At 69.2% G+C, this 15,065-nt stretch carries 10 protein-coding genes and 5 pseudogenes; 9 read left to right on the top strand and 6 right to left on the bottom strand.

Features of this window, described 5'->3' with window-relative positions; genetic code table 11:
• Nucleotides 1-141 precede the first annotated feature (141 nt).
• Nucleotides 142-351 (bottom strand): hypothetical protein, encoded by a 210-nt coding sequence (locus tag ACFVYK_RS13560; RefSeq protein ID WP_389772847.1) that lies wholly within the window; start codon nt 349-351, stop codon nt 142-144.
• Here ACFVYK_RS13560 and ACFVYK_RS13555 point away from each other — a divergent pair.
• From ACFVYK_RS13555 to ACFVYK_RS13530, 6 genes and pseudogenes are all read left to right on the top strand, one after another.
• Nucleotides 323-2,743, top strand: a pseudogene (locus tag ACFVYK_RS13555) (hypothetical protein); the annotation flags it as partial. The gene ACFVYK_RS13560 and the pseudogene ACFVYK_RS13555 sit on opposite strands and share 29 nt — an antisense overlap.
• Nucleotides 2,740-3,390: a Type 1 glutamine amidotransferase-like domain-containing protein gene (locus ACFVYK_RS13550; RefSeq protein WP_389772653.1), complete on the top strand. Its 651-nt coding sequence runs from the start codon at nt 2,740-2,742 to the stop codon at nt 3,388-3,390. The pseudogene ACFVYK_RS13555 and the gene ACFVYK_RS13550, both read left to right, overlap by 4 nt.
• Before the next feature lie 629 nt (nt 3,391-4,019).
• Nucleotides 4,020-4,586 (top strand): hypothetical protein, encoded by a 567-nt coding sequence (locus ACFVYK_RS13545; protein ID WP_389772651.1) that lies wholly within the window; start codon nt 4,020-4,022, stop codon nt 4,584-4,586.
• 11 nt (nt 4,587-4,597) lie between these two features.
• Nucleotides 4,598-5,677, top strand: coding sequence for an acyltransferase domain-containing protein (locus tag ACFVYK_RS13540; protein ID WP_389772831.1), 1,080 nt, complete (start codon nt 4,598-4,600; stop codon nt 5,675-5,677).
• A 129-nt stretch (nt 5,678-5,806) separates the two neighbouring features.
• Nucleotides 5,807-6,135 (top strand): annotated as a pseudogene (locus ACFVYK_RS13535) (DUF4440 domain-containing protein); the annotation flags it as partial.
• Between the two features lie 460 nt (nt 6,136-6,595).
• On the top strand, nt 6,596-7,405 hold the full coding sequence (locus ACFVYK_RS13530; protein ID WP_389772648.1) for an MBL fold metallo-hydrolase: 810 nt from the start codon (nt 6,596-6,598) through the stop codon (nt 7,403-7,405).
• 245 nt (nt 7,406-7,650) lie between these two features.
• On the opposite strand, the pseudogene ACFVYK_RS13525 reads toward ACFVYK_RS13530, so the two are convergent.
• The 4 genes and pseudogenes from ACFVYK_RS13525 to ACFVYK_RS13510 all read right to left on the bottom strand — a co-directional run.
• Nucleotides 7,651-7,776: pseudogene (locus ACFVYK_RS13525) on the bottom strand (helix-turn-helix domain-containing protein); the annotation flags it as partial.
• Nucleotides 7,777-7,972: 196 nt separating this feature from the next.
• Complete coding sequence (locus tag ACFVYK_RS13520) at nt 7,973-8,494, bottom strand: nitroreductase family protein (protein WP_389498007.1); 522 nt, start codon at nt 8,492-8,494, stop codon at nt 7,973-7,975.
• Between the two features lie 360 nt (nt 8,495-8,854).
• Nucleotides 8,855-9,109: pseudogene (locus ACFVYK_RS13515) on the bottom strand (hypothetical protein); the annotation flags it as partial.
• A 168-nt stretch (nt 9,110-9,277) separates the two neighbouring features.
• Complete coding sequence (locus ACFVYK_RS13510; protein ID WP_389772646.1) at nt 9,278-10,963, bottom strand: membrane-associated oxidoreductase; 1,686 nt, start codon at nt 10,961-10,963, stop codon at nt 9,278-9,280.
• A gap of 772 nt (nt 10,964-11,735) precedes the next feature.
• Between ACFVYK_RS13510 and ACFVYK_RS13505 the strand changes: the two genes are divergently transcribed.
• Nucleotides 11,736-12,053 carry a hypothetical protein gene (locus ACFVYK_RS13505; RefSeq protein WP_389772644.1) on the top strand — a complete coding sequence of 106 codons (318 nt, stop codon included), beginning with the start codon at nt 11,736-11,738 and terminating at the stop codon, nt 12,051-12,053.
• Between the two features lie 378 nt (nt 12,054-12,431).
• Here the strand turns inward: ACFVYK_RS13505 and ACFVYK_RS13500 are convergent, their stop codons facing one another.
• Nucleotides 12,432-13,430, bottom strand: coding sequence for an NADP-dependent oxidoreductase (locus ACFVYK_RS13500; RefSeq protein ID WP_389772641.1), 999 nt, complete (start codon nt 13,428-13,430; stop codon nt 12,432-12,434).
• Between the two features lie 122 nt (nt 13,431-13,552).
• On the opposite strand from ACFVYK_RS13500, the gene ACFVYK_RS13495 reads away from it, so the two are divergent.
• The gene (locus ACFVYK_RS13495) at nt 13,553-14,431 is read left to right on the top strand and encodes a LysR family transcriptional regulator (protein ID WP_389772639.1); all 879 of its coding nucleotides are present in this window, start codon (nt 13,553-13,555) and stop codon (nt 14,429-14,431) included.
• A gap of 462 nt (nt 14,432-14,893) precedes the next feature.
• Nucleotides 14,894-15,052, top strand: a pseudogene (locus ACFVYK_RS13490) (helix-turn-helix domain-containing protein); the annotation flags it as partial.
• Between the last annotated feature and the right edge of the window lie 13 nt (nt 15,053-15,065).

Genomic DNA, 15,065 nt, shown 5'->3' with positions numbered 1-15,065 from the left:
GGTGACCCGGTCGCGAATGTGCTGCTGGTCCGGAGGTTGATCGTCGGGCAGGTCGAGCGCTCTCGCCAGAGCGACGATGGGTTGCAGCGCCTCGGGGTAGTCGAGTTCGGCTGCGGCTTCTTCATAGATCAGCTTCGCCCCTTACACGGGATCGAGTTGGCACGCCACGATCTGGCCGGCCCACCACTGGGCCGCGGTCCATCGCGCCTTGGCAAGATCGTCCGAGGCCAGCGGCAGCAGGCTCAACTCTTCCAGCACTAGGCCAAACAGCTCGCGGGCCTGGGGATACTCACCACGCGCGAGGCCAGCCAGCAAGGCAAGCGACGGAGCCTCCCGCACCGCCGTGTTCAACCTCGACCCCGCGGGCAACCTCGCCACCACGACCGACACCGAGGGCAAGACGGTCACCTTCCGCTACGACGACTGGGGCCGCGTCGACAAGATCACCACCGCCGAGGGCCGCGTCACCGTCTTCACCGACGACGACGCCAACCGCGTGACCTCCATGCTGCGCGGCACCGGCTTCAACAGCGACGGCCACACCGGCCCGACCTGGACCTACGCCTACAGCAGTGATGCGGCGACCCCGGCCGGCACCACCACGGCCACCGATCCGGAGTCCCACGGCGCCAAGTACCAGCACGACGGTGACGGCCAGGTCACCGAGGTGACGGACGCGCTCACCCATAAGCGGTCCACGAAGTTCGACGCCAACCACAACATCGACTCCGCCACCGACGCGATGGGCTCGGGCGCCACCCCGGGCAACGCCACCGACTACGGCTTCAGCGACCGCAACAACCTGGAGACGGTGACGCTGCCGACCAAGGGCAAGACGGTCAACCACTGGCAGACGATCGCCGGCGGCGACGTGCCGTCCGACTCCACCAACCCCGACGGCGAGAAGACGCAATTCACCTACGACGCGGCCGGCAACACGGCGTCGGTGGCGCAGAGCGGCACCGGCGGCGGCAACGTCTCCTACACCTACAACCCGTCCTCTCCCACCTGCGGCGGCTTCGAGGGCCAGCGCTGCACGCAGAAGACGAAGATGACCTCCACGAAGTCGGTCACCACCAACTTCCACTACGACGCCGAGGGCAACCTCGACACCGTCACCCCGCCCGCACCACTGGCCAAGACGACCTACACCTACGACGCGCTCGGCCGCACCAGGACGGTGACCGACGCCCGCGGTGTCACGGTCACCTACACCTACGACAACCGCGACCGCATCAAGGTCGTCGATACCACCACCAAGGCGAGGGTGGAGTACTGGTACGACGGTGACGGCAACCTCGTGCAATGCTCGGACGGCACTGGCACCGTCAAGTACACGTTCGATCTGCTGCAGCGCGAGACGGTCCGCACTCTCCAGGACGGCTCGCAGACCCTGCTCGCCTACACCGCGGCCGGCAATGTCGATTATTACAAGGACCCGGCCGGGACGACCGATTACACCTGGAACGAGGTCAACAAGCTCAAGGAGTTGAAGGACCCCCACGGCAAGGTCACGGCATACAAGTACGACAACAATGACGTGCGCACCACCACCACTTACCCGGGCGGGACGGTGCAGACGGTCAGCGTCGACAAGTCCAGCCGCCCGGAGTCCATCAAGACCACCTCGCCCCAGGGAACGCTGGTCAATCTGGCCTATCCCTTGCCCTGGCCCGAGTTGAGTGATCCAATCAGCCATCGCCGCCATGCATGCAGGCCAGGGGGAGCATTGAGGATTCTGCGCGAGCGAGTGGGGACCACAGCCGGGCACGCGATGCAAGGACCCGCCGACGTAGATGCCTACACACTGGATTCAGGCACCGGCCTGGCCATCACCGTCTGGACGTACGGAGCCACCCTCATCGAGGTCAACGTGCCGGACCGGCGCGGCCGTTCCGACAACGTCGTGGTCCGGCTGCCCGACCTGCGGTCCTACGAGGACCCCGCCCTGAACGCCTACGTCGGCGCGACCGTCGGCCGCTATTGCCGCTGCGTGACCGGTGGCCGCATCCAACTCGACGGCAAGTTACACGACTTGGACCGCAACGACGACGGGCACCACCTCCACGGGGGCTCCCTGGGCTTCGACAAGCACGTCTGGCGGGCCGAGCCACAGGTGCTTCCGGACCGCCTGGTGCTCGCCCTGCGGCTGGACAGCCCGGACGGGGACCAGGGCTACCCCGGGGCACTCGCCGCCGAGGTGCGCTACGAGATCGACACCGAGTCCCGCCTGACCTTCGACTTCCGGGCGACCACCACGGCGCCCACGGTGGTGGGCCTCACCAACCACGCGTTCTGGAATCTCGGCGGCCAGGAGCGGACCGTGGACGATCACGAACTGACCCTGAACTCCACCCGTTACGTGGCCTTCGACGAGCGTCTGATGCCGCTGGCGGGCCCGCCCCGGCCGGTCGCGGGCACCCCGCTCGACCACACGCGCCCCCGCCGGCTGAACGCCTCCCCCATCGACAACTTCTTCGTCCTCGACGATCCCGCGTGGGCCGCCGAGGTCGTCCACCGGCCGTCCGGCCGGGTCATGCGCGTCGTCACCGACCAGAGCGGCGTCGGCGTCTACTCGGGCGATCACTTCCGCCGGCCGCGGGCGGGCCTGTGCCTGGAGACGGGTGCTTGGCCGGACGCCCCGAATCGTCCGGACTTCCCCTCGGTGCGCCTGGATCCGGGCCAGACTTACCGCCACCGGACCGTTCACGAGTTCCACACCATCGGAGACCTACCCGCGTGAAGCTCTACCTGTCCTCCTTCCGGATCGGCAACAGGCCGCAGGAACTGCTGCGTCTGCTGGGAGACGGCGGCCGCCGCACCGCCCTGATCCTGAACGCCGACGACTACAAGGACGAGGATGGGCGGGCCTCCTCACTCCAGCGCGAGCTGGACGAGCTCTCCGGCATCGGCCTCGACCCGTTCGAGGTCGACCTCCGCGACTACTTCGGGCGCCCGGAAGAGCTGGAGAAGGTGCTTTCCTCGGTCGACTGCGTCTACGTCCGGGGCGGCAGCGTGTTCGTCCTGCGGCGCGCCTTCCGGGCGAGCGGCGCCGACCACGTCCTGAAACGGCTGATCGAGGAGGAGGCCGTCGTCTACGCCGGCTACAGCGCGGGCCCCTGTCTGCTCGGGCCGGACCTGCACGGCATCCGGGGCGACGTGGACGATCCGGAGCTCGTGCCGAGCGGCTACGAGGACACGACGATGGACTGGGAGTGCCTCGGCCTGCTGCCCTTCGCCATCGCCCCCCACTACCGCTCGGACCACCCCGAGTCCGGGGAGATCGACCGGCTGGTCGAGTACTACATCGAGCACCACGTCCCCTTCGTCGCCCTGCGGGACGGACAGGCGATCGTCGTGGACGGGGACACCCGCAGCGTCGTCGGATGACCGGCGGCTGGGAAGACGCCACCGACGCCGCCGAAGCCCCTGCTGGAGGCGTGCGACGCCCACCAGGCGGATGCCACGGGCACCCCCCGGCCGGTGCGGCGCAGGGAGACCACCGCGGCACTGGTGGAGGGGCGACACGTCCGGCTCTTGCGTGAGGACGGCCGCGCCGTCGGCATGTTCACCCTCACCACCAGGCCGCGTGCCGAGGAGCCCCCTGGACAACCGCACGCCGACCGCCCCGCCTAGCTGAGCCGCCTCGCCGTCGCCCCCGCCCACCTCGCCGCAGGCTCGCTGGTCGGCGTCCGCTGCGTGCGGGAGGCCGTCCGTCTCGCCGGCTCGCTCGGGGCCGACGCGCTCCGGGCGGAGGCCAACCCGGACATCCGAAGCACCCGCGCCCTACTCGCGTCACTCGGCTTCGAGCAGTGCGGCCCGGTGCACTCCGACGACACGGGTCGTCGCTACGTGTACCTCTCCAAGTCCCTTGCCGGCTGGCTGAACCGCTTCGGCCTGCTCGGAGATCCCGGCTCATCCTCGGCCTGCCGGCCGGGCGGACCGCGGGCGCCGGGCCGGGGGCGACGGTGGCTCGGGCGGGCGAGCGGGACGAGGAAGCCGCCCGGGCGCTCGCCCACGTGAGCAACGTGATCCTGCCGCGCCTGGAACGCCTGTGCTGGCTGGAACCGGGAGTCGACGCGCTCGCCGTGGAAGCGTTCCGCATCCGCGTGCGCGAGGCCGCCGAGGACTTGCAGGCACCGGACCTGGCCTCGCGCGTCGACGCCCTGGAGACTGATCTCGCTGCGTTCCAGCACGCCACGGTCGGCGCGATCGCCCACGACATCTACGTGAACGGCTGGAACTACGGAGGCCCGTCGCTCGACGGCCTGCGTGAGGTGTCCGAACGTCCCGCGACCTGTCCCAACTGCGCGCGGGATCGGGCCGCCGTCATCACCATGACACACGTCGTCCACGCTGGACTGACCGTGCGGACCCTCCAGTGTCGGCGCTGCGGGGACCTGTGGTGGACCAGCGAGGAATCGGACGACCAGGCATTCATGCTCGAAGGAGCGTTGGACGTCCGACACGTCGTCGAGGCGGATCCTTCGGGTGCGCCGCGCGCCCCAGCGATCCGCCGTGGCGGGTGGCGCCGGCAGCCGCAGCACGACGGCCACTCGCGGGACTTGGAGTGCCATGATCTATGATTATCGTCGTGATGACGATAAAAGACAGTGCGAACGCGGCCGAAGTCCGGGAGGCGCTGGGCCTGGGCGAGGAGCACCGTGAATGGACCGAGGCGCTGGAGCGCACCCCCGTCGGCACCACCGAGGCGGAAATCCCCACAGGGAAGCAACTGAATGCCCTGCTGGCGCAGTTGAAGGTGCCGGCCGAGGACCACGCGGAGTTGGCCAAGGCGGCGCAGAAGGCCACCGAGCCCGGTACGGCCTGGTGCTGGCTTGTGGAGCGCACGGTCGCGGCCCTGCGCGCCACGATGGGCCTCGACACGCCCATGCCGTCGCGCCCCGCCCTCACCGACCACGGCCCGACCGGCCGATGGCTCACGCTGCTGGCCTGCCTCGCCGTCGTACCCGACGTCCGCGCCCTGCACGCGACGATGGAGGTGCCCGACGAGGTCTCGTGGGCGAGTCTGGGGATCCTCGGAGAGAAGGTGGCCGTACGGCGAAGGACGCTGGAGGAGGCGGCAGACGGCGTCGAGGCCGAGGCTGAGACCCCCTTCCCTTTCGACGACTACGTCCTGCCGGTGTTCCAGGGCCGCCGCTACCGCCTCGACGGCTTCGACTGCCGAGCGTCGAACGACTCCATCGACGTACGACTGCCTCACGGCACACAGCCGTTCGGGATCCTCCCGGACGTGGCCTGGGCTCATGAGATCCACTACTTCTTCCGCCGACTCCCCCACCGGTATGCGAACGGGGTGAAGTTCGGCTACACAGGCATCTCCTGCTACGTCGGCAGCTGGATCAACGACCCTGCTGTGGCGGACTTCTTCCCCGAGGATCACGAGATCCGCCGCTTCACCAGCGCGTACCAGTACATCAACAACAGAGGGCCCGGCCCGGCAGACAAGACGGGTCTCACCCCCGGCGACCGGGACGCACTGGAACACGCCTTCGGACAAATGCCTGCGGACCGCGCCACAGCCCTCCGCCTGACTCCCACCACCCCCGTGCAGCGGGCAGTCCTGGAACACCTGAAGGCCGGCAACCACTGGGCTTTGAACTACAGCGGTCAAGCGATATGGGACTACTCACCGTTCCCCCGCAGGTCCGCATGAACTGGGCAGCAGTCGGGACGGAGCAAGCTCTGCCCGCGCCTGCAAGAACCTCGTCGACGAAGCCGCCGCCCGCACCTCCGTCAGCGAGGTCGTCGGCGACTGAGTATGCGAGCCCGTGTCGGTACGTTCATGGACAGTGCAACAGAAGATGTGAACCAGGCGATCGCGGGCGGGTTGCAGCTTATGGATCCGCGCGTCCGCGCCTCTCGGGAACTCGCCGCGCAGCTTCTCGACCCGGAGTTCGTGGAGGTCGGCGGGTCGGGGCGGCGATGGACAGATGAGGCCATAATCGCCGGGCTGCCTGATCATCCGGGCAGTTCGGCGGACGGTCCTCGATATGAGCCCTCGGAGACTTCGGGAGTGCTGCTCGCGCCGGGCCTGGTGCATCTGACCTTCGAGACCCTGCTCGGCGAACGCAGGACCAGGCGCCGCTCGTCTGGCGCAAGAGGGACCGTGAGCAATCCGAGGACGGCCGAGGTGGTCGGGCCTTCGCCGTGCGCCAGGCTCTACAGGAGCCCCATGAGGTGGGCGAGCCACCGGCCTGGAGAATCGAAGTCCAGACAGCGTCGCCCCCTCCACCCTGGGTGCTTCAGCGGAGGCCCGAAGGTCCTTGCATCCGGTACCTGTGCCGTGACCGGGAAGGTTCGCCGGGTCGGCCAGGCTGCGGGTGCGGCGGGGCGTCCGCCCCAGCTCGTTCCTCTCGTTGAGCGGTGAGGACATCAGAGTGACGGACGTTGGCGTTGAGCCACCGCACCTAGCAGCGGGTGAACCGCCTCAGCGGCTTGTCTCGTCGGGTTGCGTCCCCTTGGGGAAGAGGACGAGCGGGGTCGGCTGTTGATGTCGGCATCGTCAAGTGGTGAGTTCATGAAGGGCTAGGTTCTGGTGTCGTCTTCTGAGCGAGTCGCGTCGGTCACGGGTGTGCAGCTTCCGATCTGCAGTACCTGCGGCGTGCAGTACGGGGTGCCGCGGGCTGATTGCCCGATCTGCCTGGACGAGCGGCAGTACGTCGGTTGGGATGGTCAACAGTGGACGACACTGGCCGAGTTGCGCGCCAGTGGCCGTCGCGGTCGGCTCGATGAGGAGGGACCCGGTGTGATCGGGGTCGGTGCGGTGCCGTCGGTCGCCGTCGGCCAGCGCGCGCTGCTGATCCGCTCACCCTCCGGCAACGTGCTGTGGGACTGCATCGGCTACCTCGATGACGACCTTGCCGCCGAGATCGAGGATCTGGGTGGGATCAGCGCGATCGCCGTCAGCCATCCGCACTTCTACGGCGTGATGACCGAGTGGGGCCGCGCCTTCGACGCTCCGGTGTATGTCCATGCCGCGGACCGTGACTGGGTCGGGAGGCCCGATCCGGTGATCGAGTACTGGACGGGCGACACCCACCCGATCGCGCCCGGCATGACGCTGATCAACGCGGGCACGCACTTCGCCGGAGGCACCGTGCTGCACTGGGCCGACGACCCGGACAAGCGCGGCGCGCTGTTCAGCGGCGACATCTTCATGGTCGTGATGGACCGGCGGTGGGTCAGCTTCATGTACAGCATCCCCAACTTCATTCCGGAACGACCGAGCACCATCCGCCGCGCGCTTGAGCTGGTCGAGCCTTTCGCCTTCGAACGCATCTACGGGGCATTCTGGGGACGCGTGGTCAGCGCCGACGGGGCGGCCGCCGTCCAGCGTTCCGCGGAACGGTACCTGCGCTTCGTGCTGGAAGACGGCTCGTAGCCGAGCCGGGTCACAGGGGCGCCTGGTCAAGGGGCTGCGCCGATCGCCCCCAGGCGTCGTCGGCCGGCGCTGCCACCGATAGGTTCCCCGACTTGGATCAAGCCGCGATGTTGACTGGGCGTCCGCCCCAGCGGATGCCCTTCGCGCTTCGGATGCGGGCGCGTTCCCTTGCGTTCGGCGGCCAGAACGTCGCGGTGGCGGGCGTTGGCGTCGCGCCGACGCAGACAGGCGTGCTGGCCCCTCAGAGGGTCCGGACAGGCCAAACCGATCTCGTCGAACCGGTGGATCACATCCCGCACCGTGTCCTCGTCCGCCTGAACCAACCGGGCGATCCCCGGCGGCCGGTTCCCGCCGACCGAGGCCGGCGGCATCGACGCCCATCGGCAGCGCGCCGTGGTCGTGCTGCCCCGCCGTGTGATCCGCTGTAACCGCCGGCCTTCTTGATCGGTGAGCTACTGGACCTTGACCGGCTCCCCCACCGCGCCTCCCCACATCGATCAGATGTCGGCCCACATCCGATCGGTTCAGGCGTCGTCGCCAACTCGGCGAACCTGCCAGATCACAGCGCTACTCCGACAGCGACCAGGGAGCGGCCCGCAGGTCGGCGATGCTGCGCCGGTCGCGGCTCGCTGGCGGCCCTCCGGCGGCCTTTCCCAGCGCGATCATGGAGACGATCACCCATCCCCGATTCGGGCGCAGTTCTTCGGTGATGCCTTCCAGGTCGAAGGCCCGGAACTGATGGGCGTCCAGTCCCATCGCCTGGGCCTGGACTGTCAGGTGCGCGACGGCCTGGCCAAGGTCGTAGTCCGCGAACTCGGAGTACGGCAGTTGCGTTTCACCGACGTAGCGGCGTGCCAGGGCGACGACGAGCAGGCCTGCTTCCGTCGCCCACCGGGCCGAGCTGGGCGCGAGGTGGCGTACTACTCGCTCGTACTCCGGCTCACCGGGCCGGCTCGTGAAGAACCCCCATGGCTGGGAGTTCCCGGCTGACGGTGCCCACCGCGCGGCTTCCAGCAGCAGGCTGAGGGCGTGGTCGTCGACGGTCGCTGACGGGTCGAACTTGTAGGGGCTGAACCGTCCTGCCAACAGAGGATGGATACCGCCGGTTGGTTCCAGATCACGTTCCACGTCCCGGTGCAACCGACCACCGTACGGTCGTATTCCAGGTGGGAACGGTGGCTGGTCGGACACTTTCGGAACAGGACACAGCGCTCCTGCGGGGAGATGGGCCTGATGCGCGCAACCCCGCCGAATATGCCCTCCGCCGTGACGTGTTCGCGGAGATTGCGCTCCTCCGCGGGGACGCCGACCAGCCCTCACCGCCTGATCAGCCAACCCGGCGGACGGCCAGGTCACCGAGGTGACCGACGCGCTCCCCCGCAAGCGGTCCACGCCACGGTGGCCGACCCGGAGTCGCACGGGACGAACGTTCGGGGCACCGACCCGGGCTGTCCAGGTCGGGCCGGTGTGGCCGGAGCCGCCCAGCTCGGTGGCGCGCAGCATGGAGGTGACGCGGTTGGCGTCGTCGTAGGTGAAGACGGTGACGCGGCCCTCGGCGGTGGTGATCTTGTTGATGCGGCGCGAGGAGTCGTAGCCGAAGACGGTGGACTTGCCTTCGGTGTCGGTGGTCTTGGCGAGGTTGCCGGCCGGGTCGAGGTCGAAGACGGCGGTGCGGCCGGTGTGGTCCTTGGCCTGCCACAGTGACCTCGTGCCACGCCTGCCCCTCTGACCTGCGAATATGCAAGGGCTCTGCGGCTGTCGCTCCCTCCCCGGCGGCGAGGCCGCACCGCAGCCTGGTGAGCCTCGCGCCGGGGCCCGAACCGGGACCCAGGCCGGTTGGCTCGGCGGGGCGTGAGGCGTGGCTGTTCCTCGTCATGGGCGGCTGATCGTGCGGGTGACGCCCGCCGCGATCGTCGTCGCGAGGACCCAGCCCGCGATGATCAGCGCGTAGGCCAGTGACTGGAGTCCCGAGCTGGTCGGCGTATAGGCGTGTTCCTGGCCGAAGTCGATGATCGGCAGCAGAAGGTCGAGGGTGTAGAAGAACGCGTTGAAGGGCGGGGCCTCGTCCGGTTTCAGGGCGCGGGGGCGCTCGGCCGTGTAGGCGAGTGTGCCGATCAGCAGGAGTGAGAACAGCCAGGAGGCCGCGCGGACGGGGCGGAAGCCGTAGCCGACCGTGGCGTCCTGGACGTAGCCCCACAGACGGGCGTAGGCGGGCAGAGTTGCGCGGTGCCGGCGCTGTCTGGCGAGTTGTACCGTGCGGGCCGCGCCGTCGTCGCCGATGCGGCGGTAGGCGGTGGTGAGTTGTTCGTACGAGAACGGGACGTGGCCGTCGCTGTCCCGCCGCAGTAGCGCCAGCCGGCGTTCGGCCGGCTCGTGCGGGGCGAGGGTGGTATAGGTCAGGCCGTCGAGCCGGACCTCGTCGGGCCAGGTCTCCGGGGTGATGTGGAGCAGATCCAGTTGGGCACGGCGCAGTGAGACCATGCCCTGGACGGGCCGGGCCCCGCGGAACCACAGTTCACCGGCGACCAGGCTGCTGGCTCGCAGCGCGACACCGCCCGGGTGGGAGAGCGTTGCGTAGGAGAAATTGAGCTGGCCCGGTATGCGCGCGCCGCGCAGATTGATCCGGCCGTTCGAGACGAGCCGCGTCGCGTGCAGATCCGCCCCGACGCTGAGTGTCGAGGCGTGCAGGGTGGTGGCAGTGGGGTTGTCGAGCCGCGAGTCGCTGATGACCAGTGTGCCCGCGATCGTCGCTCCCTTGAGGCAGAGTTCGCCGTTCGCCTTCAGGTGCCGGGCATGGAGGTCGGAGCCGACCGCCAGGCCGTTGCCGTGCAGGGCCACGCCTGCGGGGCAGTCGAGCTGCGCCTCGTCGAGGTCGAGGGCGCCCGCGATGCTCGCGCCGTACAGACGGAACGTGCCGTGGACGCTCAGGCCGCGTGCCGAGAGGTGGTCCCCGATCACGGCGCCGTTGAGTTGCAGGACGTCCTCGTGCCGCCGGTTCGGGACAGGCGGGACGGGCGGGGCGGCGTCGTCGTCGGATAGCGGTGCGGGGGTCGCGTCGGGTCCCTCGGCCGGCTCGCCGACGCGGGCACGGTCCAGGAACAACGCCCCGGTGATCCGGGCTCCGGCCAGGCGTACGGGGCCGCGCACCCGGCACAGCGTCAAGCGCAGTGAGTCGTCGAGTCTGAGGGACGTGGCATGCAGCGATGGCAGGACGGAGACGCCGAGGCTGAGTCGGCGTAACTGGGCCCCGTACAGGTCGATTTCCTCCTCGAAGTAGCAGGCCCACAGGTGGATGGGGCAGTCGACGGCCGCGTACTGGAGGTCGAGCCGGCCCGTGATCCGGGCGCCCGCGACCTTGAGGACGGCGGTCTCGCCCGCCGTGCGGGGCCCGTTGAGCAGCAGTTTTCGCAACACCTCGGCGCGCAGGGTGCGTTCGGGCCCCCAGGTATTCCCGGCCGTGGCTTCCTCGTCGGGGGTCGTACGGAAGTTGACCTCGGCCCCGCGCGAAAACGCCTGCCAGACCCGCCGCTCGGCCGGGGTCAGCTCATCGATCTCCATCGCGCGACTGTGGCCACGCGGGCCGGTCCTTGTCAACGGGTCCACAGGACTACCAAGATCAAAAGAGCTGCCGGTCAGGACACCGTGGATCTCGGCCGCCAAGCGCTCGCCCACGTCGAGGCCGGCTCGTCCGCCCCGGTGGAGTACCTGCGCCAGCAATGCGGTGGCCACGGCCCTGCGCCAGCAGTGCGATGGCCACGGCTTTGCGCCAGCAGTGCGGTGGCCACGGCGATGACGCACCCCATGGCGACGGGGCACATCAGCAAGGGCACGACGAAGAAGAAGCCGTCGCCGGTCCAGGCGCTGTGGGCGGCGTACAAGTCGATCACCACGACCTCGTCATGCCACAGTCCAAGCCGCACCTGCTGCCCCTCGCTGCAGGAAGGACCGTCGCCGTCCACCGACACCGTCCTGCTGGACCCTTCCCCCCGCACGATCGCCCGGTGGTTTGTCCTGGAATCTGGCGTTCTGGCCGATCAGCGCTCAGACTCAGGATCACCGGCAGCACGCGCCAGGCGAGGCGCCCACATGGCCGAGTCCCGTCCCCCGAATCTGCTAACGGCAGCACCGGTCCCGTTCTCGGGCCCCTCGTGAGCGGCGCCGCGCCGCGCCTCGCCGCGCCCCAGGCCGTCACCGTCACCGTCACCGGCGCCGGGTCAAGGAAGCGTGTCGGGGCGCCCAGCGGTCCAAGTGGCGTATCACGGCATGCAGGTGAAGGCGGACGCTGGTGGAATCTGCTGTGTCCCTGACCTCCACTTATTGGAGACACATCATGCTGTCCTTCCGTACGACCTTCGCGGGCGTTGCTCTTGCTGCTGCCGCGGTGATGGCCGGTCCCGGCATCGCCTCGGCCAACGACCACTCCGAGCGGGGCGAAGGGCCGGCGCCCCACGGGCAGTGCAACGACTTCACCACGCAGCTCGGAGCGGTGAATGTCAACCAGGGCCCGGTCTGCATCAACTTCGGCCCTCTCGACGAAGCAGGTGAGAACAAGGGCGGTGGCGACGACATGAACTTCGACTGCAACGCCGCCGTCACCCAGGTCGGCCTGGTCAACGTCAACCAGGGCCCGGTCTGCATCGACTTCTGAACCGCACGCTGAAGAGCGGGCTGCCCCCAACCGTCGTTCGACACACTCGTCTCTGCGTGTCGTGGACGGTTGGGGCAGCCGTATGTGGCTGAGGTCGGTGAAGACCGGCATGCACAGTCCACCAGTTGCGGCCGACCATCGGCCGGAGCCGTCGTGAGCTGGGGCGACTCCCGTGGCTCGAGCACGGCGTACAGCGACGCTCCGTAGGTGTCCTGCGTGTGATGGACGTCGGGGGCTTGCGGTACTCGGACCGCATGCCCCAATTCGCCGCGTAGAGGGGATCGATCACGGCCTCGGATCCCGACAGGAGGCGCCGGTGCGCGTGTCTGGGCCGTGTCCTGCTGCCCCTGGTGGATCAGGAGTGTTGGAGTTCGGCGATCACGAGACCACCGTCAGCACGATCTTGCCTTGGATGTGGCCCTGCGCGGCTCGGGTGTGTGCGCTGCCCGCTTCGGGCAGCGGGTAGGCGCTGTCCACCCCGACCTGGAGCTTGCCCTCGTCGAACAGGCGCCCGATCTCGGCGAGCTGGGGGCCGTTGGAGCGCACCTGAATGTTCGAGACGGTGATGCCCAGTCTCGCCGTCTCTTGCGGGTCGTACTGGGCGAAGAACACCGGAAGCATGGTGCCGCCGCGCTTGAGCACGCTCAGGAAGCGTGAGCCGTCCGGGCCACCGACGGTGTCGATCACCAGGTCGACGCCACGGACCACGTCCGCGGCCTGCGTCCTGGTGTAGTCGATGAACTCGTCGGCGCCGAGTTCGCGCAGGAACTGCTCGTGCCGGCCCGAGGCCACCGCGATGACGCGTGCCCCCTTCCATTTCGCCAGCTGCACCGCGAAGTGGCCCACTCCACCGGCGGCCCCGTTGACCAGCACGGTCATCCCTGGCGTGACCGGCACCGGCTGGTGCACCTGGCCGGTGAAAGGAGAGGGCACGTCGTGGCCGAGATCGACCAGGTACTGCCAGGCCGTCAGCACGGCCATCGGCGCCCCAGCCGCCTGCACGTGGTCGAGACCGGCCGGCTTGTGAGCCAGGTCCGAAGCCGGCGCGGCCACGTACTCGGCGTACGTCCGGCCGTCGAACCCGGGGAACCGCAGCATGCCGAAGACCTCGTCACCGGCGGCAAACCCCAGCACGTCCGGAGCGACCGCCTGGACCACGCCCGACATGTCCGTTCCGGGGATCAGGGGGAAGTCCAGCGCCGGCCTCATCTCGGCCGGCATGACCTTCATCCCCTCACGCAGGTACCAGTCCGGCGGGTTGACGCCCGCCGCGTGCACCCGGACGAGCACCTCGCCCGGGCCGATCTCGGGAACCGGCACCTCGTCATACTGCAGAACTTCCGGCCCGCCCGCTTCGTGGAACTGGATCGCCTTCATCGCGCCTGTCGCTTTCTTGGGGAGACGTTGCTCCTTCAGTCAAGGCCCAGGACGGCATGGCCGTCCAAGACCGGTTCGGCAAACTGATCATTCCGAAACGGCATGGCCCGTACGCTGGAAGAGTGAACGATCAGGGACAGGACCTGGAGCTGCGGCTGGTGCGCTACTTCACCGTGGTTGCGGCGCACCAGCACTTCGGCCGGGCCGCCGCCGACCTGCACGTGGCCCAGCCGGCGCTGAGCCGCCAGATCCAACGGCTCGAGAAGTACCTCGGCGCACGACTGCTGGAGCGCACCCCCCAGGGCACCCGGCTCACTTCGGCCGGCCAGACGTTCCTCCCCCAGGCCCGAGCCCTGCTGCAGGCCGCCCGCCGGGCCGAGTCGGCCGTGCGTGAACAAGCCGAGACCGAGCGCATCGCCATCGGCTACGTCGAAGACCTGGTGATCACTGCCGCCGTACGGGAACTGCGCCGCCGTTACCCGGACGCCGAGATCGCCACCCGGCATCTGAGCTGCCGCGACGTCGGCGCGCTGTCCGACAAGCGCGTCGACGCCCTGATCGCGCGGGCCCCGCTGCCGCTCGCCGCCGAGGACGTGTTCACCACCCCGCTGTACGAGGAGCCCCGGATGCTCGTGGTCCCGCGCGGGCATCCCTTGGCCGACCGCGCGTCGGTGACCGCGGAGGAGCTGGCCGGCGAGGAGGCGGCGCCATGCGCGTTCGAGACCGCGGACGACTGGACCTCCTACCGGATCCTCGGGGCCGGTGTGCCGCCGATCGAGAGCTACGAGGACAAGCTCGAACTCGTCGCGAGCGGCAGGGCGATCGCCGTGCTACCGGTCGGCGATCGGCGTAGCTCACTGCGTCCCCACCTCGTCACCGTCCCGATCGAGGGCGCTCCCCCCAGCCAGGTCGTCCTGGTCAGCCGCAAGGGCGACCCGAATCCGATGATCAGGAGCCTCCGGCTGGCGGCCAAGGCCGCCCTGACCGCCCCGGCAGCCTGACCAGGGCCAGCCGAACCGCTTGGCACTGAAGCGCACCGAGCAGTGCTCACGCGCGCCGTGCCCGTCGCGCATCTGCCAGTACCGCTCGGGGCCAGGTCGCGCCGGCTCAGCGCGCCCGACCCCCTGTGGAACGGCGATCGCGCACGCCGTCTCGTCCAGGAACCGTTGCCGTATCGCGTGAAGGTGCAGAAGAGTCAGATCCGACCGGGTCGTCCTTGAGATGCGCTCCGGAGCGCTGCCTGTCGCGAGCGGCAGCCCGGCAACGCCTCGATCGACTTCCTACGTTGCGGTAACAGCAGCAGCCGTGGTGACGACATCTCGCCGTTGGAACGGCTGCGTCGGTTGCGACCTGGGAGCGGAAGGGCGCGATGCGTTTCACCCGCAAAAGTAGCGTCGTGCATACTTTTCGCGGGCGAGGTACGGCGTTTCGGCTGGGCCGCACTGACCAGGGGACATTCAGACATGGGCACCGGTACACCGGCCACCGGCAATTTCGGCGCGCTTGTGCATGCTCTGCGGACGGGGGCCGGGCTGAGCCAGGAAGGGCTGGCGCATGCTGCGGGAGTGAGCGTGCGGGCGCTGTCGGACATGGAGCGTGGACACTCCCGGGGGCCGCAACGCCGCACCGTGCAGG

Origin of the sequence: Streptomyces sp. NPDC058291, from assembly GCF_042880855.1 — a bacterium.
GTDB lineage: Bacteria > Actinomycetota > Actinomycetes > Streptomycetales > Streptomycetaceae > Streptomyces.
The sequence above is the reverse complement of the archived record's forward strand: the minus strand, read 5'-3'. Positions and strand labels throughout refer to the sequence as shown.

What these genes read in the sequence shown, in the direction of transcription:
- ACFVYK_RS13540 (WP_389772831.1), top strand. Translation starts at nt 4,598, where the DNA reads ATGACGATAAAAGACAGTGCGAACGCGGCCGAAGTCCGGGAGGCGCTG.
- ACFVYK_RS13510 (WP_389772646.1), bottom strand. Translation starts at nt 10,963, where the DNA reads ATGGAGATCGATGAGCTGACCCCGGCCGAGCGGCGGGTCTGGCAGGCG.
- ACFVYK_RS13505 (WP_389772644.1), top strand. Translation starts at nt 11,736, where the DNA reads ATGCTGTCCTTCCGTACGACCTTCGCGGGCGTTGCTCTTGCTGCTGCC.
- ACFVYK_RS13500 (WP_389772641.1), bottom strand. Translation starts at nt 13,430, where the DNA reads ATGAAGGCGATCCAGTTCCACGAAGCGGGCGGGCCGGAAGTTCTGCAG.